We start from the raw sequence: 20,594 nt of genomic DNA, 5'->3' as shown, positions 1-20,594 counted from the left end.
AAATAGTCGAGCCCGCTGACCGGTTGTTTTAGGCACTTTCATTAGTTGAATCAGTCAATGCGTGTGGCTTACCTTCTAACTTAAAAGTATCGATAACACTTGCTCGCTCACGCATGCGTGAATCAAATGTCTTTAGCCGTGGCAAAGTTTCAAAACTGTAATTCAATCTGTAAAGCCAGTTTGTCATCACAAATAAATATGGGTCGACTAACGAAAAGTCATTCCCCACTAGCCATTGTCGACCATCCTCAAAGGTGGTTTCGACAAACTGTAATCGTGGTAAGACACGTTGCCAAACCAACATTTTGCTATCCGCCGTGTTGGGCAGCCAATTGCCAGTACGAAACGGGGAAATAAAGTTTTTATGCAATTCAGTGGCAAGATAATTCAGCCATTGGCGTTGTTGCCAGTATTGCTTCGAATCATAGTCCGCAATTAGCCGGTGCTCGTGACTAGCAAGATATTCCAAAATAACGGCACATTCTGTTAATCGAGTTCCATCATTCAACTCTAAAACAGGTACATACGATTTCGGGTTAACATCGTTATAATCACCTTGTGACCACGTTTTTTGATCCAAATTAACGCGTCTTAATTCAAAATTCAGCTTCAATTCTCGTAATAAAATATGTGGCGCCATGGAACTTGCTCCAGCAGCAAAGAATAATTTCATCACCATTCGACCTTTCTGTTTTAATTAGTTCGATAATTATCGAAATACTATTCAAAAAATAAAAACGGTAACTATAAAACATCAAAAAAGTGCGGTAAATATTGTTCAAATGTCGTTTCGTTAATGGACAATAATTTGGTTTGGCTAACTTGGCGTGTGTTGGTCAAGCCAGCTTTTCGTAACGCCTTAAAGTGATAAGACACGGTTGATTTAGCAAGGTTTAGTCGCTCACCAACCTCACCACACGTCATCTCATGACCGTTTTCATGAAGAATTCGGAGAATGCTAATGCGGTGAGGGTCACTCAGCACTTTAAAGATTGTTGCCAGTTTGTCATCAATTGCTCTTTGTTCGATATTCATAGAACAAAGATACAGCGAAAACAAATTTATTTCAACCAATGATACTGCTATCCCAAAAGACTTTTCTGTTATTGAGAGTCAACTTATTCTATTATTAGAATAGATCAAAAAGGGAGATGTAGACCATGCTAAAACTTTTACAATACCTCGTATACCCTAAAGAATCCGCACAGACACAAACGCTAAACAATCGCCTATTAAACGGATTGTTGTGGGCCGCAGTGTTAAGTCTTCCCTTAACACTAGTGAGTTTGGCGTTAGATTGGCCGGCTGGTAGTCTCAGCCACGGCACTAGTCTCTTAGCTCTATTAACCATTTTAATCTATATGTTTGGCGGGGGTTCAATTGGAAAACTCATTCGTAGCCAAGATCCAAATGGCACGCTTAAAAATCAAAACACGACACGACGCTGGCTTATTCTCAGGTCGGCGTTTGCTGGGATTGATTTAGCCATCTTCTTTTTCTTATTCACTCTAGTTTTCAATCCAATAACTGGCGATACCAGCGTTAGTCGCTTGCCTTTCAACGCACTGATAGATCTAGGTACTGGCCTAGTGGTTGCACTCTTGGCGTATGCTGTTTCAGCATCTATTGCAAGTGACAAACGCCGGCATAATTAACTTTTAACGCTAAATAAAGCATAGCAAACGAACAATTTTGTCCGTTTGCTATGCTTTATTTAGAAAACACGACCTTAAGCAGCGTAAATTGAAACTATCCTTGTTCGTCGAAATTATATTTGTATTGAAAATGAATATAAACTGACCTTTTGGCATTTACTACAATTTGGAATTGTACGACTTTTAACTAATAATCATATTTAGCAGCTTACTGATAAAACATCGAAGTTAATCCAAACAAAGTTAATCCAATCAACAAAATTACAAAATAGCCAACATACAGTTTTTCATTTCTATTTAGCTTATTTTTTGCTTGATAGGCGTTCTGCATACAATATAAAAAAACGAGTAAAAAACTGTAGCCTGCTAAACCGAACAACGTATAAGCTGTAATCGTACTTTTGAGCACTTCGTTCATTTTTGAGATAAAGGGTAGAATTCCAACTATAAATAAAGCGATAATTGTTGGAACGATGGATATTGTCTTTTTCATCTTAATATCCCCTTTGTTCTATAGCCACCGATAATCCGGAATAATAACTTTAATGCTATGGTTTTATAATCATATTTTATCTTACGCATTTATATCTGTCATTCATCTAAGCTTAAAAACTACTATTTTCGATATAACCGCAACAAAAATTTTGAAAATCAGTCTAAAAAATCGCCAAACCATACCTTTCGTGTGATTTGGCGACTTCATTTTATTTAACTTCAATCCCAAACATCCCAATTAACTGAGCGGCTTGATACTGGCTCACAACCAGTCCGCTAGCTAAGTTGGCGCTCATACTCAACGTGTCAAACTCCGCTTTATGCCAGTCAAAACCTTTCAACCGTGTTTCGACAAAATCGGCCCCATTTAGTCGTGAGCCATCGAACTTAATATTTTTCTTAGCTCGGACGGCCTGAAACGCACTTTCTAACAGGTCACAATTTAAAAATTTGCTGTTTTCCACGCTCATTTCGCTGAAGTTTGCGTATGTTAGTTTGCAGGCGTCGAATGTGGTGTTCTTCATCACGGATTCGCTAAAGTCACTGCCCGCTAACTGTAAACTCTTCAGTTTGCAATCGAACCAGCTCGTCTCACGCCAAGTCGCATTTAAAAACTGACTGTGCGTCCACATTACGCGGCTGAAATCACCGTTATCAAAGTTCGTTTGATCAAACGTGCAGTGATCAAAACTCACATCCATCAGTCGAATCGGCGCATTGGAAACTGTGAAATGACACTTCACATAATGGTGATCCGGTTCTACATCATCCAACGACAATGTTTGGCCCTCGACTATATTTGTGTCTGCCATTTCTGTCTCCTATCTACTTGTCCGACTTCCGTAAACTCAGCTTTTCAACGTTCAGTACTTCATCAATCCAGTCGTCGTAAAAGCCCTCCTCATGACTAACCATGATCAGATTGCCTCGGAACTTGTTCAGGGCATCAGCCAACGCATGCTTTGTTTCATCATCCAAATGATTGGTCGGTTCATCCATGATTAGGAAGTTTGATGGCGTCAATTCCATGACAGCCAACTTGACTTTCGTTTGTTCACCACCAGAAAGCAGGTTCATCGGCTTCATGACGTTAGCGGCGTTAATCCCAGCCGCACCCAGTTTAGTCCGAATTGTTTTCGGCAGCATCGTTGGGAATTCATCCTGAATGATTTGCAAAGGCGTCTTGCTATCGTCATCCCACACCAGATCCTGGCTAAAATAGTTCACCTTCGCAGATGGCGAGAACTCAGCTTCACCAGACAATGGCTTTAGTTGACCGAGAATGGATTTAATCAAGGTCGATTTACCGACCCCGTTGAACCCAGCAAACGCAATCTTTTGACCAGTACCCAGCGTAAACGTCACGGGTGCTAACAGTGGATGCTCATAACCAACAGATATTTTGCGTACCACCAACGCATTTTGTGAACCCGTGTCCAAATATGGAAAGTCGAACCGTGCCTGCAATGCATCTGACGGTGGATCGATCCGATCCATATGTTTCAGCATCTTCTCACGCGATTTGGCCAAGTTAGAGTGTGAACCGGCTTTAAACTTGGAAATCAGCTTTTCGTTCTTTTCGATCACGACACGCTGTTTCTCGTAAGCCTTTTCTTGCGCCTCACGCTTCTCTTCTTTCTGCTTCATGGCCTTCTTGAAGCTACCACGATACTTCGTGATCTGGCCAAACGAAACGTCACAGATAGCGTTTGTCACAGCTTCCAAAAAGTCGTAATCATGTGAAATGACCATTGCGGCACCTTCAAAGCCATTCAGATAATCTTCCAACCACTGAATGTGCGAAACATCCAAGTAGTTAGTCGGTTCATCCAACAGAATGACATCAGGATTTTCCAGCAACAACTTAGCCAAAATAATCTTTGACCGTTGCCCACCAGACATTTCTGAAACCACGTGGTCCTTACCGATTTCGTTCAATCCTAAACCACTGATGACCCGTTCAATTTCCGTTTCTACTTCGTAAAAGTTACGCGCTGCCAGTTCGTCTTGAATTCGACCAGCCTTTTCCAGCAACTTGTCGTCCATGGATTCAGCATAATCTGCGTAGTACTTCTGCATTTGCTCGTCCATAGCGTACAAATCAGCATAAGCCGTATGCAAAAATTGAATCAGCGTCATCCCATCCGGAATGTCAGCGTACTGGTCCAAGTACCCAATACGAATATTCTTTTGCCACTTAATGCTACCTTCAACAGGTAACACCGTACCCGTTAAAATTTTAATCAATGTTGATTTACCGGCACCATTCTGCCCGACAATCCCGAGATGTTCACCCTTCTCTAATTGAAAGCTGGCATCTTCATATAAGTTTTTATCGGCAAAGCTCATCGATAAACCAGATACTTCTAACAAACTCATTTCGTTACTCTCTTTTTCCCTTAGTCGTGCTGTGTCCGATAGAAAACCGGCATGTCCAAAACGTCCATCCCGGCCCTTTAAATCGCGCTTTTAATTTTATCCAGCGACCGTTTGACACAGTCTTCTTCATATATACAGTATTTAATAATATAACACACTCGCGAGGTCTTTTACCAACGTGGCGTATGCTACAATCGACGTAGAATAATTATTGGGAGGCTTCCGCCATGAATGTGCGCACCATCAGTCAGTATCAAATTAACGTTAGCGATCCACAACGTGCTTGGCGTTTTTATCACGAGGTCTTCGACATGCCTGATGATGTCCTACCTGACGGCACTGAAACGGTCACAGTAGCTGGCAAACCACTGACTTTCATTACCGTGCCCAAACACAAGGCCCACAAAGATGTTGCCCACCCAGATTTCATTCTTCACGCTCATGACCGGATCAAGGATGTTATCAGTCACTTACAAAATTACTGGGTACCCATTATCGCTGGACCGACACCGGATGGCGATCTTCAAGCCATTTATATTAACGATTTTGAAGGCAATTTAATCGAAATTTTGGAGCGCGCCAAGTAGAATTGAGTTAGTAAAGTTGCTGTTCATTGTTCGTCACTCGCGATAAGGAGGAACGTATTTATGAAACCAGTTAAACACGATTACCATCGTTTGTTCAAACCACGCCGCTTCGGTTGGGGATATGATTTTAACACTCGCAGTAAGGGTGGGCGTATGCTAGCTCGCGCAACCACAATCGCCTTTGTACTTTACATGGCCATTAGTATTCGCCACGGTAAGTGGGCTGAAGATCACCAAAAGTAAGTTTGACTGATAGCTGTTATGTTAACCGTCATCGTCAGACCGACAGCTTTGATTCGCGTTTAAATGTTATTACGATTCCTAAAGTAATCCTTTGTGGTAAAATATGTGTGTAGAAAAAAGGCTATCGGTGCTGGTACACCGATAGCCCCTCAGTTGCCGCTTTAAGAGCGGTGGCCCATTTTCGAAGTTTAATTCAAATAGCACAAATTAAGCCTTCTCCGCTGGTCAAAGTTTACGAGGGCTTTTTTTGCACCATCATTACATAAGTAACGCAATGATTTGGATAATCAAGCCTATCAGCAGTACCACAAACGTAGCAGCTGCTAACATCAGCGTCAATGTATCCTTTTGATGCATAACCGTTTTCCTTCCGAGTAGAATTTCGTATGCTATGTCGGCCATAGAGCATCACCTCAAATCTGAAAACGAACCGCCTCTCTTTTAAACCTTAACTAAGTTTAATTGTACCGGACCGCTAATAGAGTTGCGACAGTTTTGTGTTTATTAATGTCTTTGTTTTTGTACATTCAAACGTATTTTGGATAATAACTAGTTCAAATAATCCATTTCATAAAAATACAGACCACATGAAAAATCATGTGGTCTGTATTTTTATAAATTATTAGAGAAACAAATTGTTAGTTTCTTAATCATGCTCACATCATTCACCATCAGAGTTGTCGTCATCTGGCGTATCATCCGCCAACTCTTCTGCCTTTGGTGCCCGCACTTTAACAGGGTGCTCCAAATCATTATCCCACCACTGTGCGGCGCCATCTGGTGACACGACGAGTTGCAGGGTGCTACCTGCTGGGTATTCGTAGATGCCAAACACGGCCGGTTGCATCTGTAAAATCAGGTTGAAATCAATCGGCGTCATCTCCGTACTCAACGGATCTGTATCATTCTCCGCAAAGAATCGCCAACCGTTATCGGCATCTGCAACAGCGTCTTCACGAATCGCATACTTCAGCGGTCCCTTGCCCTGTAAAATCGTGTTGGATACCAAGCTGGCACCCGCGTTTTTCAATGGTTTCGCAACAATATCATGTTCATTATCTGCCACGTGACTTCCCCCTAAAAATGCGTTTCGGCATTACTCTTTCCACCAGTATACGCATTCCATCGGCAAAGTTACAGTGACTTTCAAATGACAGCTTAGTGACCCTTAACGACAGCCACGTCATCACCAGCGTCGACATTCTTCACAGCATCTACCCGAACGTCGTCAACATGATCCATATTGGTCACGACAACCATCGTCGTAGCGTGTTTGCCAGCATCCCGAATGGCTTGAATGTCCGCGTCCAAAACAGGCTGTCCCGCTGTTAATTCATCACCGACCGTTGCCAACACTTCAAATGGTTTGCCATTCAGTTCAACGGTGTTGATCCCCACGTGAACCAGTATCTCTAGACCACTGTCCGTCGTGACTCCAAATGCATGCTTAGTTGGAAAGACCATCGTCAGTTTGCCAGCCACCGGACTAACAATTGTGTTTGCACTTGGCTCAACGGCATATCCGTCGCCCAGTACCTTGCCGGCAAACGTATCATCCGCCACATCACTCAGTTTGACCAACCGGCCAGTCGCAACTGCGGCAAACGTTGTCGTGGTTGTCTCTGCGTCATCCGTTGGTGTGAGCACATCGACAGCGTTACCAGCGGTCTCATCCACACCGGCCGTCGCAACCGCTGGTACGTCACCACGATAGATGGATTCCAGTGCGTCTTCCACAAACTGAACTTCGGTGCCAACGATAATCTGCACATTGTGTTTGTCCAAAACGTTAACCGCTGGCACCCCAGCAGCTTTAATCGCTGGCTGATCAATCTTGCCAGTATCGTTTAACTTCCAGCGTAATCGGGTCGTGCAATTACCCATCTGTTGAATATTATCTTTGCCGCCAATGGCTGCCCAGATGCGGCGGCCTTGACGCAAGTACTTATCATCTGTTGCGCCAGCCACGTCGGTTGCGTCATCATCGGCCAACGCAACATCGTCTTCACGGCCTGGTGTCTTTAAGTCAAAGCGTTTAATCGCAAAATCAAAACCAAAGTAGTAAATGCCGGCCATCACAATGCCTTGGACCAGCAACATCAATGGCAGATGTGCTAGTGGCATCCGTGTACTCAACAAGAAGTCCACAAATCCTGCACTAAAGGAAAAGCCAGCGGTCCAGTGCATTGCCGCCGCAAACGCCAAGGATAACCCAGTGAAAATAGCGTGCAATACATACAATGGCCAAGCAACAAACATAAACGAGAACTCTAATGGTTCACTGACACCGGTGAAGAAGGAAGCAAACGCCCCCGCCAACATCAACGAACCAGTCTTCTTTTTGTTCTGTGGTTTGGCATTCCGGTAAATTGCGTAAGCGCCAGCTGGCAAGCCAAACATCATGACAGGGAAGAAGCCAGCCATATACATCCCTGTTATCCCTTTAACACCAGTGCCTGCGAGCCACTTACCCATGTCGTTGATACCAGCAACGTTGAACCAGAATACAGCGTTCAACGCATGATGTAGCCCCGTTGGAATCAGTAACCGATTGAAGAAACCGTACAATCCGGCACCGACCCAGCCAAGCTTAGCAATTGATGTCCCAAACAACACGAGTGCGCCGTAAACGGCTGGCCACACAAACAACATCACCAGCGTCACAACCAGCATTGTCACGGCTGCCAGAATCGGGACACATCGTTTGCCCGAGAAGAAGGATAACGCCATCGGCAACTTAGTTTCATGGAACCGGTTAAACAGTGCTGCAGCGATTAGTCCCGCAATAATCCCAATCAGCACATTATTATGAATCGCTGTAAACGCTGGATTTACAGCGCTCACCTTCACATGTAATAATGTCGCCAATTGAGTTGGGTTTAACATGTAATCTGGCACAATGTAGGCGACCAATCCAGCCACTGCGGCCGCACCGTCTTGTCGTTCCGACATCCCTAATGCCAGACCAATCGCAAATAGCAAGGCCAGGTTATCTAAAATGGCCATCCCACCATTAACCAAGAACACACTAATCGTCGTTTTACCGCCGATCCAGTTCCCAATCCCAATCAATAGCGCCGCAGCGGGCAGCGTGGCGACCGGCAACATCAATGACCGGCCAATTCGCTGAAAGTAATCCTTCATGTTCATCGCACTCCCATATCAATTCTCTAAATCTGTTTTATACCAATGTGAATAGTTCACATTTACAGAATTGATATGCAAGCGTTCAAACGCCTGCATTGACCTATACCAGTCTTCGAACTTCAACTGTACCAATTGGTTTCAACAACGAAAACTTTTTCAATTTTTTTATTTCAATCCAATTTTGCTTTCACAGTTTTAAAACGGCACAACAAAAGCGCAATCGGTGTCTATACCAATTACGCTTTTTACATTGCTGAAATCACTTTTTCAATTTACATCAACACTCTTAATCAACCAGTGTCCGCCAGTCACGCGCATAAATGAATCCCATTGCTTTTTCACCAGTATGAACCCCAACCAGCGGTCCAATAATGCTACTTTCGAATGTCACTTCGGGGAACTCATCTTTGGCCGTCGCCAACCACTGCGCTTTCAACTCGGGATTATTCGCGTCCACGATGCTGACGCGCATTGGATAACTTGCATTAGCCACGATCTGCTTAAAACTCGTCTGGATTGTCTGAAAGGCACGCTTCATTTGCCGTTCGCGGCCGGTCGCCACAATCTTGCCTTCTGGTGTGAACGCTAGCATTGGTTTGATCTGCAACATGGTTCCAATCAGCGATTGACCGTTGGAGATTCGCCCGGTACGCATCAAGTGGCGCATGTCGTTCACCACAAACATCACCTTGGTAGTTTCACGCAACTTTGCCAGCCGCGAAAAAATCTGCGACACGGTAAGTCCCTTTTCAGCCAACGCAGCAGCCAATAGCACCTGATTGCCGGCGCCGGAACAGGCGATTCGTGAATCCCACACATGCACATCAATATCCTTTACTGTTGGCGCATACGCTTCTACATTTGAGATAAAGCCCGAAATACCGCTGGATAGACCAACGATAATGGCCGTGTCATACCCGTCAGCCACTACTTGATCCAGCACACGCTGAACTTCACCATTCGAAGCCTGCGACGTTGTTGGCGTCACATGTTCCGTTTTCAACATCGCATAGAACTTGGCCGAATCCAGATCCACGTTTTCGTGATAAACATGGTTACCGAACAACACCGGATCATTAATAACATAAATGTGATAACGGTCGAGATCGGTCTGACTGATATAAGCCGAACTATCCGTTAGAACTGCAATTTTCATTGTTTCTCCCAACTTTGCACGAAGTATTACCCTTAGTATACTGCAATTCGGTTTTTCAGACCTTCCAAGTAGCTGTCAGTTTTAGCTCAATTTCACGCCAACCACTGCTGCCAACACGCCGCAGATAAGTGAAAGCAAACCGTACCAAACGGCCAGTTTCAAACGCTGGTCATGAGCTAACAAGACAATTTCATTAGCCATCGTCGAAAACGTGGTGAAGCCGCCAAGCACCCCAGCACCAACAAGCACCTTTATGCCAGTGTTTAAACCACTGCTCATCACCCAGCCCAGCATGAAACTGCCACTAACATTGATGAGAAATGTCGGCCACGGGAATCGTGATGGCACACGACCACTGTGTTGTAGACGCCAATGTGAAATTAACTGGGCAATCTGCATGACCAGGTACCGCCCTGTCGCACCAATCGCCGCACCGCTGCCAGCCAATGCTACTGAAATCCAGTTAAGCATTATCATCACCGTCCATTCGGTCGCCTAGCAAACGATCTGCCAGTCGCTGACCACCCCACGCGGCTAACACCCCGCCGCCAATGGAAAGGAGGACATAAATAATCGGGCCCATAATCTGACCAGCATTGAGCAGCGTCACGATTTCTAACGAAAAACTCGAAAATGTCGTAAAGGCGCCAATCATACCAGTCCCGAGCCCTAAGATAATCTGGCTAGGCAACGCAAACCGGTTTGCCACCCAAAAGTTTATCATGGCGAGCAAGAATGCACCGACAATGTTGATACAGATGGTCGTGCCGAACCAATTCGTTGAAAACGGCCACCACAGTTCTAGCATTTCGCGTAAGGCGCCACCAATAAACGCAAATCCGGCGACTGCTAGGATTCGTTTGTACATATCGCACTCATTCCTTTAATTCGAATATCATTTCAGATTACTGATATCTAAGTATTTTAGCAAGTTTATAATCACAAGATTCTTTTGCACTCAACAAAGCCAACATTGAATTGGCGTTATTGCTGGTCAGTGACTTAAACCAGAACACTAATTGGTTCGTTTAATTTTGATAGATGTAACTATTATTTTTAATCTCCATCATGCAATAAACATTTCGACTATCATTTACGTATGTTAAGGCAGTACCCATTTTTCGGGTATTGCCTTTTTTCTGCCATTTTTTAAAGGAGCAGTCGCAAAACCGTTTAGTGGCGGGCGTTTTAAGACGAGATAAAGGAGTTGAATGCTAGTGTTTCACATGCTACGATACAAATGAAAAATTCAGTACACTTTGACTGGTCACCTGAATTTCGAACATTTTTAGACACATTGAATTCCAGAGATCGAATGGAAATTTTATCGAAAATCGCTCAAATTGAAAGCATCGGTCTACAGGTGTCGATTTCGAAGAAATGGGTTAAAAAAATTGGACAGAATTTATATGAAATTCGAATCAGGACTAAGTTTAATTCACAACGGGCACTCTATTTTCACGTCACCAAATCTCAATACATTATCGTAAGTGGTTTTACCAAGAAAACTCAAAAAACACCACGTCGAGAAATAAAACGGGCAAAAAGTATCCGCAACAGCTATACGAAAGGAAAAGATTAAAATGGAGCTCAAGTCAATTGATTCTCTTATTGATGAGGATTTGAAAGAACCTGCAAAAAAAAGACTATTTGAAGAGGCTCAAAAGCGTAACAATGCTGCCGTTGAAATCTATGACTTACGGAACCAAATGAGATTAAGCCGACGCCAACTTGCTAAAAAATCTGGCGTTTCTAAAAAGGTCATTATTCAAATCGAACAAGGTCAAATGATTCCTAGTGACGAAAGTATGGAAATCATGGAACAAGTTCTACGAAGCCTTGGTAAAGATAGCAATTCACCCCTTTCCTATCAAAAATGAGAACTTTTCTCAAAAAACTTATTGACACAGTTTTACTGTTCCTCTACACTGATTTCATAAAGACAGCTTAAGAAAAGGAGTTAGTTGCGATGAGTCAAAACGTTAAGAACCAATTGAATACTTGGCAAAGCCGGTAATCAGATTGCTTAACCACCATCTTGCATGGATGCAATCTGAAGTCAGATCACTTCGATTGTATCTGTGCCGACTAACTTTGATGTGAATTCATCACCGAGAGCGCACGGATTTTATAAAACCTGTGCGGGCTCGGTGTTTTTATTTTTTAGGGCAGCTCGCAATTATTGCGAACTGCCCTTTTTGTATCCGAGCGTGAGCAATTTCGGGTTGAAGTCTAACGTCTTTCACATCAAAGTCAGTCACTATCTAGCCAGCACCACATTCTGTTTGAAAAGGGAGTTATTTCTATGAAACGCATGTATGGTCTCATTGCCATTATTCTAGTTTTTCTCGGTGTCGCCTACTTCCAGGAAAGTAAAGAACAAGCGGCCCAACAAAAGGTCCCAACGGTCGGGGTATTACAGTTACTTACCCACCCTGCGCTGGACGCCATCAATCACGGAATTGATGATAGCTTGAAGGCTCACGGGTACATCCCCGGCAAAACGATTCACATCGACTTTCAAAATGCCGAGGGTGATCAAAGTAACCTGCAATCCATGAGCGCCCGTTTTGTTCACGAACACGTCAACGCCGCGGTCGGAATTGCGACTCCTTCTGCACAGGCCTTGGCCAACGCTACTAAGAAGACGCCGATTGTCTTGGGTGCCGTTACCGATCCTAAGGGCGCCAAGTTGGTTGCCAACAACAAACGCCCCGGCGGTAACATCACTGGTGTCTCGGATCAAGCTCCACTGAAACAACAACTCGGTTTGATCAAAAAACTGACGCCAAACTTGAAAACGCTTGGTATTATCTACACTTCCAGTGATGATTCAGCGACCGCACAGTACAAGCAGTTTAAAGCACTGTGCAAAAAAGAAAACATCACGCTCAAGGTGTACTCCATCTCTAACACCAATGATTTAAACCAAGTTTCACAGACCATGGCCGGCCAAGTTGATGCCGTTTATGTTCCAACCGACAACACAATTGCTAGCGCCATGCAGACACTGGTTGCCAACACCAATGCGAAGAAGATTCCGGTCTTCCCAGCAGCTGACACAATGGTTAAACAAGGTGGTCTTGCTACCTACGCCATTAACCAGTACAAGTTAGGTCGTTTGACTGGTGACATGACCGCATCAATTCTGAAGCACAAGTCAAAACCAGCGACGACGCCAATCAAGTACGTCCGTCACGGCGACTTAACCATTAACCTTAAAACAGCCAAGCAATTAGGCATCACCATTCCAAAATCCTACATCAAAGAAGCACAACAGAAAGGGGAACTATTCAAATGAGTTTAATCACATCAGCTATCGGACAGGGCCTATTATGGGCCGTCCTGGGGCTTGGCCTCTTTCTTACCTTTAGAATTCTCGACTTCCCTGATATGACCGTTGAAGGCACCTTTCCACTAGGCGCCGCAACAGCCGTCGCCCTTATCTACCGTGGCATGAATCCCCTGTTAGCAACACTCTGCGCGTTTCTAGTTGGGATGGTCGCCGGTTTAATTACGGGATTACTTTACACAAAGGGCCGCATTCCAATTTTGTTAGCCGGGATTTTGGTCATGACGGCCGCCTATTCCGTTAACCTGCGGATTATGGGTCGCGCCAACCTCAGTTTGCTCGGCAAGTCCTCCCTATTTAAGAACGACTTTTTAGCTTCACTACCACAATATTTCGACAGTGTCTTTGTCGGCTTAGTCGTCATCATCGTTGTCACCCTGCTCCTTGTCTTCTTCCTGAACACTAACCTTGGTCAAGCGTTCATCGCGACCGGTGACAATCCGACCATGGCACGTTCCATCGGGATCAAAACAGACCGCATGACGATTATGGGATTGATGATTTCAAACGGCATGATTGCAATGGGTGGCGCCTTAGTTGCCCAAAACAACGGTTACGCGGACGTTAACATGGGCATCGGGATCATCGTTATCGCATTAGCCTCCATCATTATTGGTGAAGTGGCATTCGGTGACCTTTCCCTCACACAACGTTTGGTCGCGGTCACACTAGGCAGTATCCTCTACCGCTTCGTGCTACTGATCGTACTCCAGTTAAACTTCTCGGCTAACGACCTCAACTTGCTATCCGCCATTATCTTGGCCATCTGCCTGTTGTTGCCACGGTTCCGCAAGTTCTTCCACTTTGACCGCCTGATTGAAAGGAGTGTTCGCGATGAACGCAACAACTAATGAAACTGTGAACGCTGATACAGCCACCGAAACACCACTATTGGAATTAAAAGACGTCTCCACAGTGGTTAACGCACATACTGCTAACGAAACAAAAATTTTAAACGGACTGAATCTGACCGTTTACCCCGGCGATTTCATTACCGTCTTGGGCTCTAACGGTGCCGGTAAATCCACCCTGTTCAACGTTATCGGGGGTAATTTGAACGCTGACGAAGGTGATGTCTTACTGCATGGCAAGTCAATCAAACGTGAGAGTGAAGAACAACGCACGCGTTTTCTAGCGCGAGTGTTCCAGGACCCTAAACTAGGGACCGCGCCACGGATGACCGTCGCCGAAAACCTTCTGTTAGCTAGCAAACGTGGACAACGACGCGGCCTCATACCACGAGGCTTACGCAGACATCTCGATGAATATAAAACCATGGCTTCAACCATGAATAACAATCTGGAAAATCGTTTGAACACAGCAACTGGCAGCCTTTCTGGTGGACAACGGCAGGCACTTAGCTTTCTAATGGCTGTTGAAAGTAAACCAGAACTACTGTTGCTGGATGAACATACCGCAGCACTGGACCCCAAAACGTCCCAACAACTCATGACGGCAACTAACGATAGAATTGCCGCCGACCACCTCACCTGCCTGATGATCACCCACCGACTGGAGGACGCCTTGAAATACGGTAACCGGCTGATTGTTCTGAACGCTGGTAAGATTACGTTTGACGTCCGTGGTGAGGAAAAGAAACAACTCACGCGGGAACAGTTATTCAACTTTTTTGAAGATTTATAAAACATCATTCTGGGGGGGAATCATTGTTTATGAAAGTACGAAAACTAATCGCATTGGGGGCCACTGCGTTATCTGTATTAACGCTGGCCGCTTGTGGGAACAGTAAGGGCGCTTCCGGCCATAAAGGTCAGTTGAACCTGGCACTACCATCAGAAATGCCGTCACTTGATCCATCACTCGGTGTGGACAACGAATCATTAGAGGCAATGTCCAATACTGAAGAAGGTATTTATCGCCTAGGCAAAGATTCTAAACCTGAAAACGCCTTAGCAACCCACACAACAATTTCAAAAGACGGCCTTCACTGGACGTTTGACCTACGACACGGGGTAAAGTGGTCAAATGGTGATCCGGTTACGGCTCAAGATTTTGTGTATTCATGGCGTCGAACTAACAATCCTAAGACCGGTGGTCAGTATGCCTACCTCTTCGATGGCGTGAAAAACGCCGATGCCATCCAAAAAGGTAAAAAATCTGTGAACAGCCTGGGTATCAAGGCCGATGGCAAGTATAAACTGTCTGTCACGCTGGAGAAGCCAATTCCTTATTTCAAACTCCTGCTCGGTTTTCCGGTCTATTTCCCGGAAAACGAACATGCTGTCAAACAGTTTGGTAAAAAATATGGTCAGTCTTCCGCCACACAGGTGTATAACGGTCCGTTTCGTGTACAGGGATACAAAGGGACAAACACCAAGTGGAGTTGGGTTAAAAATAAAACTTATTGGGATAAGAAACACGTTAAGTTGAATAAGATTAACTTTCAGGTCGTGAAAGAGTCCAATACGCAACTCAACACGTATAACTCCAAGAAGATTGACATGACCAACCTCAGTGGTGATCAAGTCGCCCAGTACAAACACAGTAAAGATTATCTGTATCGGGCGGGTTCATCTGTGACTTACGTTTCTCTGAACATGGCTAAGGTGCCAGCGTTTAAAAACGAAAAGATTCGGGCTGCCCTATCCTATGCCATCAGTCGCAAACAGCTCACCAACAACATTTTGCAAGATGGTTCCACACCGGCTAAGACATTCACGCCACCAAAGCTAGCCAAAGACCCGAAGACAGGGACTGACTTTGCTAAAGAAGCCACGGTCAACGGCGCGCTGACGCAAAACCTAAGCAAAGCCAAAACTTTACTTAAAGAAGGCGAAAAGGAAACTGGTATTAACGATCTCCATTTCAACTTACTTGCCGATGACAGCGACACAGGCAAAAAGAATGCTGAATTTCTGCAATCAGAATTTCAAAAGCTCCCTGGCGTTAAAGTTGACGTCACAAACGTTCCTAACAAAACTCGGCTAACGCGAATGACAGACAAAAACTATGATGCCACGGTAACCCTTTGGGGAGCAGATTACAGCGATCCTTACACGTTTGCGCTCTTCACCACGAACGCTCCTTATAACAATGGGAGCTGGACAGATGCCAGCTACGATCAAAACGTTAAGGATTCTGCAAACAAGAACGCCTTGAATAAAGAGGCGCGTTTCCAGAACCTTGTCAAAGCCGATCAAACATTGGTCAAAAGCTATGCCATTCTGCCATTGTATTCTGGTTCATACTTTGGTTCTGGTCCATTCCTACAACGCCCCTACGTAAAGGGTGTCATTTACAACTCAGCTGGATTGAACTGGAATTATAAATCAGTCGACGTTAAGTAGCTAATTATTATTCAGAAGCGATAACTACGATATTGATTCAAAAAACTACGATGAAAATGAAAAATTTCATCGTAGTTTTTTTGCACATTGAATACTTGGCGCTTATCGTCTGGTGTAAATTCGTGTATCCTAGAAGCAAGTTATCACACGAATTTCGATGATTAATATGAGTAAATTAAATTGAACCAGTCAAATTAACCTAAGGAGCTGAACAAATGCAACCACTTGTCACCATCATCGTGCCCGTTTATAAAGCGGTCGATTACCTCGATCGCTGTGTTGCCAGTTTGTGCCGGCAAACATACGAAAACATGGAAATTTTGCTGGTCGATGATGCATCCCCTGACGAATCTGGCACCTATGCTGATTTTTGGGCCTCCGCCGATGGCCGCGTGCGTGTGCTGCACCAGCCGGAAAATCAGGGTGTGTCAGCAGCCCGCAACCGTGGCTTAGATGAGGCCAATGGTGATTACGTCTGTTTCGTTGACAGTGATGATTGGTGTGAACCCGATTATATCAGTCACTTCGTTACTAATATGACTGAGCAAAAAGCAGACTTAGCATGTTGCGGATACTTTGCCGATGGCGGTTTGATCAAAGCCACCGTCAACAAGCCACTGTCTCGTCACCTCACCCAAGGCGAAATGTTGCAAGACATCATCAAACCGGGTGGCGACATTCGTGGCTTTCTGTGGAACAAGTGCTATTCCATGTCAATCATCCGCGAACGCCAATTGCGTTTTGACACTGAGCTCTCCGTTATGGAAGATCAATTGTTCAATGTGACTTACATTCGCGACGCCAACGTCTTCTGGTACGATGCGTACCAAACGTACCATTACGTCACCCACGGCACCAGCGCCAGTCACAACCTGTCCGCCAAGACGTTCGCCTCCGAAATGGCCGCACTTGATAAAATTAGTGATGTGATTCAGGAATCGGATTTACGTTTGTCTCTACAAAAGCTGTTGGCCTCGAACCGAACTTCGTTGAACGATGCGTTTAAGAATAAAGAATAACCTGTAAATAGAACATGCCACCTAACCCTTCTGACAACATGATGTCGGCTGGTTAGGTGGCATGTTATTTTTTACGAACTTTATGTTAATAAATTATATCAAATCTAGTAGTTGTAACGTTCATACAATTTTGTTGCACCGAATCGTTTCAAAAAAGTTTTATCTCTACAAGAACTAGTCAGTTCTTAGACCTGCCATGTTTGAACCGTCGTGAAGCTCCAACAACTGCGCTTAATCCAATCATTCCCAATAGACTCTCGCCAATCAAAGTGGCAGTCGAGGCATCATGCTCACCAGTTCTCGGCAAGGTCGTCTTGAGCGCATGCTGTGGTTGCCGGTTCTTTTGAGGCTGTGTTGCGGCAACCGTGTCAATCGTAACGTCATGGGACAATTGCACTTTTTGAGTTGGGACCAACCAATTAATGTTTTTTTGCGTAACGATTGGACCAAATACTGGTGACACATTGCCTGGCACGTTTGGAACTAGTTTGGGTTCAGCAGTCAGTTGTTGAGGTGTTTCATTAACTGGCACTGATGGTTCCTGCACGACAGTGGGTGTCGATACAACTGGTGTATTAGGCGTCACATTATTCGTCTTCGGGGCCGTTGGTATCGGCGTGTTTCCCGGTGTCTCATCTGGTTGTGGAACAGGATTCGGTTCGTCTGGAGGTGTGACGGGTGGGACAACCTGTGGTTTAGCGGGATCTTTTGCATAGACCACGTTGTAAATTAAATCCTGACTGTTGTTATCAACGCTCTGTGCACTTGTTTGAGTCAAATCAGAATTTGGCGCAGTTGTACTAATAACGTGATACCCGGCTACTGTGGGATTTGAAACTGCATCAAAACTAGCAGTCCCTGTTTGCCAACCGTCTCCTACTGGCTTTCCCGTGCCCGGATCAATTGAAGCATCTGCTACAGATTTTGTTGTTGAATAAAAAATTGTATCCGTCTTTGTCGCTGAATCGTGAACTGTTAGGAAATTGAGTGGCGTTGCTTTTTTCTGCGCTACAACTACATTTCCTTGCTGGTCAACATAGTTAATGGTTTCATTGACCGTTTTACGGGCACTGATCGCATAGTTCGAAGAATAAACATAGGTCACCACTGCAGGCTTTCCATACGTAGGATTATTCAGGAAAATCGTCTTTTCCCAACCACGCCAATCTAATGCAGTATAAGACTGATAACTTTCGTCGCCAGCCTTAAAATGGAAGACTTGTGTCGTTGTTGGCGTTTTTGCATATTGATGATCATCCGTTATCGTCACATCAATATCCCCAGTATCCGTTAATTGAACAAACTTGGCGGTAACACCGTCATCGTAGTCCATTGTTCCCGTCCAACCTTTGCCAAACAACGTTAACTGACCTGTCTGATTTTTCGGCAGTTTTGTTTGGTCAAGCGTATACCCGCTAATCATGGCTGGCGTATCCGTATATGTTTGCCAAGCTAGTCCTTGGGATGTGGCTGCCGGTTTAATGGCCGTTCCAGTTTCGTCAACAAAGTTTGTTGTCGCCGTAACTAATTTTGGCACCCACGTATAATGATCTGCCTCAGAGTAAGTACCATCAGCCCGCCATTGAGCCATATACGTCGTGTAATTCATTTTGTTAAAGTAACTGACGCCGTAATCTTGGTTTGCGTATTCAAATCCGTATTTTTTTGAAATAACGCGCTGACCCAAATTCAGTATATATATTTCAACAGGCGTGTACGTTTTCGGCATTAATTCATGAATATAGATCGTTCCATCCCCATTACGATTGGTTGATGTCACAATCAAGCCACCATCATTAATCGCAATCTGGTCAAACGTATAATGTGTCGGGTCAGGATCTAGCCAAGTGTAAGAACTAAAATAGGCAGGATCAGTATATTTTGTTATTGTATCTGATGCAGCAGATGCTGGCGTCGTCGTGGCATCCACGCGTGTAATTTCTTGTGGTCGTGAAGTTTGCTGATACACCTTGGCAGCCAATGATTTTGCCTGTGTTACCACTTGCTCATCAACGTCGCCAAGATTGGTAACGTTAACTTGCTTGTTAGAACTAGCGGTAGGCACTACAGTAGCTACACTATCAGTGCTGGCAGCCGTCGATGCAACGCTTATGGCCGCTTTGTCAACTGACGCAGCAGCACTTTGATCATTATTGTCATAATTAGACGAAACAGAGCTGGCCACAGATTCAGTCGTTGTATTATTGCTTGCCTGCGTCTTAGGTGCCGCAGAATTACTTGTCAGTAACGTATCAGTTGTGGCGCTGCTTGCCATTGAAACTACATTATTGGATGCAGCGGATGTTGCCTGACTTGTCGCACTCAATGTCACCTGAGAGCAGGCTAATGATGCTACATTTCCACTGCTGACTTCCTGCGTAACCACGCTTGGCACTTCGTCCGCTTTTGCAATAGCAGTCCCTGTTCCAATAACCGCCAGTACTGTCGCCGCCAATGTAGTCCATTGTTTTCCATCTTTGTACATTTTGAAGTGTGTTTTAGTTTCCAAAATAATACCCCCTCATTTTTAAAAAGTTGAGTCACTAGATCATGTGCAACAACGTTTTTGACTTGTCGTTTATTCAGACTCATCATTACTGTAATAATGGGTTGAGTTAACAATCGTACTCGTAAACGTCGTAAAGTCGTTATGTAGCTGTTTGATGCCAACCATCCCCATCGTTTTAATGACATCATGGGCAACAAATTGAGCGTGATCGTTAACACGCTTCATTAAGCGTTCGCCCTTGCTCGTCAAATGAATATAATGCCGACGTCGATCATCACAGTCCGCAACAACTTCAACTAGCCCTTTAGATAACATGCCGGTAACTTGAGTTGAAATCGCCCCTTTGGTGATGTGATTCCGTTCAGCCAAATCGGACATTGTTAGTCGCTGACCATTCGAGATCTGGGTCAATAGTGAAATACTGCCCCACCCTTCGCCGAATTCTTGAACCGACTCTTTTAGCATCTGCTCAATCGCCCGGAAATTCGTTTGATAGTCATCAGCCAATATCTTGACGACTCGATCCACTTCTTCCGGATTTGCCTTCATAGCCCCATCTCCCCCAAAGAATATTTCGGAAAATAAATAGTTTTATAAAATCCCTCAATTGTCAAATCAAGTGCAACACTAAGAATCTATTCTTAGAAGTGGTCTAGTTGCTAAGCTAGTTCAGGCATTAGATCGGCTGGGCAGCGATAGTTCAATGACCGCCGTAGCCGGTTGTTTAAGGTATCTTGAGCCAGC

Annotated in this window: 23 protein-coding genes; 10 read left to right on the top strand and 13 right to left on the bottom strand. The window is 44.5% G+C overall.

Annotated elements, in window-relative coordinates; translation table 11 throughout:
• Nucleotides 1-28 precede the first annotated feature (28 nt).
• The gene (locus tag LDK34_RS02495; protein ID WP_178943495.1) at nucleotides 29-676 is read right to left on the bottom strand and encodes a glutathione binding-like protein; all 648 of its coding nucleotides are present in this window, start codon (nucleotides 674-676) and stop codon (nucleotides 29-31) included.
• 68 nt (nucleotides 677-744) lie between these two features.
• Nucleotides 745-1,035, bottom strand: a complete 291-nt coding sequence (locus tag LDK34_RS02490) for an ArsR/SmtB family transcription factor (protein ID WP_178943053.1) — start codon at nucleotides 1,033-1,035, stop codon at nucleotides 745-747.
• A 125-nt stretch (nucleotides 1,036-1,160) separates the two neighbouring features.
• Between LDK34_RS02490 and LDK34_RS02485 the strand changes: the two genes are divergently transcribed.
• The gene (locus tag LDK34_RS02485; RefSeq protein ID WP_178943054.1) at nucleotides 1,161-1,655 is read left to right on the top strand and encodes a hypothetical protein; all 495 of its coding nucleotides are present in this window, start codon (nucleotides 1,161-1,163) and stop codon (nucleotides 1,653-1,655) included.
• Nucleotides 1,656-1,863: 208 nt separating this feature from the next.
• Here LDK34_RS02485 and LDK34_RS02480 read toward each other — a convergent pair whose 3' ends face one another.
• The 3 genes from LDK34_RS02480 to LDK34_RS02470 form a co-directional block, all read right to left on the bottom strand.
• On the bottom strand, nucleotides 1,864-2,148 hold the full coding sequence (locus LDK34_RS02480; protein WP_178943055.1) for a LasU family protein: 285 nt from the start codon (nucleotides 2,146-2,148) through the stop codon (nucleotides 1,864-1,866).
• 211 nt (nucleotides 2,149-2,359) lie between these two features.
• Nucleotides 2,360-2,962 carry a pentapeptide repeat-containing protein gene (locus LDK34_RS02475; protein ID WP_178943056.1) on the bottom strand — a complete coding sequence of 201 codons (603 nt, stop codon included), beginning with the start codon at nucleotides 2,960-2,962 and terminating at the stop codon, nucleotides 2,360-2,362.
• A gap of 13 nt (nucleotides 2,963-2,975) precedes the next feature.
• Nucleotides 2,976-4,529, bottom strand: a complete 1,554-nt coding sequence (locus LDK34_RS02470) for an ABC-F family ATP-binding cassette domain-containing protein (protein WP_161004521.1) — start codon at nucleotides 4,527-4,529, stop codon at nucleotides 2,976-2,978.
• A gap of 227 nt (nucleotides 4,530-4,756) precedes the next feature.
• Between LDK34_RS02470 and LDK34_RS02465 the strand changes: the two genes are divergently transcribed.
• Both LDK34_RS02465 and LDK34_RS02460 read left to right on the top strand, forming a co-directional pair.
• On the top strand, nucleotides 4,757-5,116 hold the full coding sequence (locus tag LDK34_RS02465; RefSeq protein ID WP_178943057.1) for a VOC family protein: 360 nt from the start codon (nucleotides 4,757-4,759) through the stop codon (nucleotides 5,114-5,116).
• A gap of 60 nt (nucleotides 5,117-5,176) precedes the next feature.
• Nucleotides 5,177-5,359: a hypothetical protein gene (locus tag LDK34_RS02460; RefSeq protein ID WP_161001849.1), complete on the top strand. Its 183-nt coding sequence runs from the start codon at nucleotides 5,177-5,179 to the stop codon at nucleotides 5,357-5,359.
• 258 nt (nucleotides 5,360-5,617) lie between these two features.
• On the opposite strand, the gene LDK34_RS02455 is transcribed toward LDK34_RS02460, so the two are convergent.
• The 6 genes from LDK34_RS02455 to LDK34_RS02430 form a co-directional block, all read right to left on the bottom strand.
• A complete protein-coding gene (locus LDK34_RS02455) occupies nucleotides 5,618-5,761 on the bottom strand; it encodes a putative holin-like toxin (RefSeq protein ID WP_178943058.1) in 144 nt (47 codons plus the stop codon).
• A gap of 259 nt (nucleotides 5,762-6,020) precedes the next feature.
• A complete protein-coding gene (locus tag LDK34_RS02450) occupies nucleotides 6,021-6,425 on the bottom strand; it encodes an immunity protein Imm33 domain-containing protein (protein WP_178943059.1) in 405 nt (134 codons plus the stop codon).
• A gap of 92 nt (nucleotides 6,426-6,517) precedes the next feature.
• Nucleotides 6,518-8,503, bottom strand: coding sequence for an N-acetylglucosamine-specific PTS transporter subunit IIBC (gene nagE, locus LDK34_RS02445; RefSeq protein WP_236941449.1), 1,986 nt, complete (start codon nucleotides 8,501-8,503; stop codon nucleotides 6,518-6,520).
• Nucleotides 8,504-8,792: 289 nt separating this feature from the next.
• Entirely contained in the window at nucleotides 8,793-9,662 is an 870-nt protein-coding gene (locus tag LDK34_RS02440) for a DegV family protein (RefSeq protein ID WP_178943060.1), read from the bottom strand.
• 81 nt (nucleotides 9,663-9,743) lie between these two features.
• Nucleotides 9,744-10,133, bottom strand: coding sequence for a fluoride efflux transporter FluC (locus LDK34_RS02435; protein WP_178943061.1), 390 nt, complete (start codon nucleotides 10,131-10,133; stop codon nucleotides 9,744-9,746).
• Nucleotides 10,126-10,530, bottom strand: a complete 405-nt coding sequence (locus LDK34_RS02430) for a fluoride efflux transporter FluC (RefSeq protein ID WP_178943062.1) — start codon at nucleotides 10,528-10,530, stop codon at nucleotides 10,126-10,128. The genes LDK34_RS02435 and LDK34_RS02430 overlap by 8 nt, the downstream gene beginning before the upstream one ends.
• Nucleotides 10,531-10,902: 372 nt before the next feature.
• Between LDK34_RS02430 and LDK34_RS02425 the strand changes: the two genes are divergently transcribed.
• The 7 genes from LDK34_RS02425 (at nucleotide 10,903) to LDK34_RS02395 (ending at nucleotide 17,341) form a co-directional block, all read left to right on the top strand.
• Entirely contained in the window at nucleotides 10,903-11,244 is a 342-nt protein-coding gene (locus LDK34_RS02425) for a type II toxin-antitoxin system RelE/ParE family toxin (protein ID WP_284144497.1), read from the top strand.
• 1 nt (nucleotide 11,245) lies between these two features.
• Nucleotides 11,246-11,542 (top strand): helix-turn-helix domain-containing protein, encoded by a 297-nt coding sequence (locus LDK34_RS02420; RefSeq protein ID WP_236941447.1) that lies wholly within the window; start codon nucleotides 11,246-11,248, stop codon nucleotides 11,540-11,542.
• Nucleotides 11,543-11,967: 425 nt separating this feature from the next.
• Nucleotides 11,968-12,963: a tryptophan ABC transporter substrate-binding protein gene (gene trpX / locus LDK34_RS02415; RefSeq protein WP_161004513.1), complete on the top strand. Its 996-nt coding sequence runs from the start codon at nucleotides 11,968-11,970 to the stop codon at nucleotides 12,961-12,963.
• The gene (locus LDK34_RS02410) at nucleotides 12,960-13,865 is read left to right on the top strand and encodes an ABC transporter permease (protein WP_017261385.1); all 906 of its coding nucleotides are present in this window, start codon (nucleotides 12,960-12,962) and stop codon (nucleotides 13,863-13,865) included. The genes trpX and LDK34_RS02410 overlap by 4 nt, the downstream gene beginning before the upstream one ends.
• Nucleotides 13,849-14,658 (top strand): ABC transporter ATP-binding protein, encoded by an 810-nt coding sequence (locus tag LDK34_RS02405; RefSeq protein WP_178943064.1) that lies wholly within the window; start codon nucleotides 13,849-13,851, stop codon nucleotides 14,656-14,658. The genes LDK34_RS02410 and LDK34_RS02405 overlap by 17 nt, the downstream gene beginning before the upstream one ends.
• A 29-nt stretch (nucleotides 14,659-14,687) precedes the next feature.
• On the top strand, nucleotides 14,688-16,322 hold the full coding sequence (locus LDK34_RS02400; RefSeq protein ID WP_178943065.1) for a peptide ABC transporter substrate-binding protein: 1,635 nt from the start codon (nucleotides 14,688-14,690) through the stop codon (nucleotides 16,320-16,322).
• A gap of 215 nt (nucleotides 16,323-16,537) precedes the next feature.
• Entirely contained in the window at nucleotides 16,538-17,341 is an 804-nt protein-coding gene (locus tag LDK34_RS02395; RefSeq protein WP_236941446.1) for a glycosyltransferase family 2 protein, read from the top strand.
• A gap of 178 nt (nucleotides 17,342-17,519) precedes the next feature.
• On the opposite strand, the gene LDK34_RS02390 is transcribed toward LDK34_RS02395, so the two are convergent.
• On the bottom strand, nucleotides 17,520-19,850 hold the full coding sequence (locus LDK34_RS02390; protein ID WP_236941445.1) for a MucBP domain-containing protein: 2,331 nt from the start codon (nucleotides 19,848-19,850) through the stop codon (nucleotides 17,520-17,522).
• Between the two features lie 69 nt (nucleotides 19,851-19,919).
• A complete protein-coding gene (locus tag LDK34_RS02385; RefSeq protein ID WP_178943068.1) occupies nucleotides 19,920-20,399 on the bottom strand; it encodes a MarR family winged helix-turn-helix transcriptional regulator in 480 nt (159 codons plus the stop codon).
• Nucleotides 20,400-20,594: the final 195 nt, after the last annotated feature.

It is taken from the genome of Furfurilactobacillus milii (assembly GCF_021654115.1).
Classification (GTDB): domain Bacteria; phylum Bacillota; class Bacilli; order Lactobacillales; family Lactobacillaceae; genus Furfurilactobacillus; species Furfurilactobacillus milii.
Note: the sequence above shows the minus strand (reverse complement) of the source record. Positions and strands in the feature narration are given on the sequence as shown.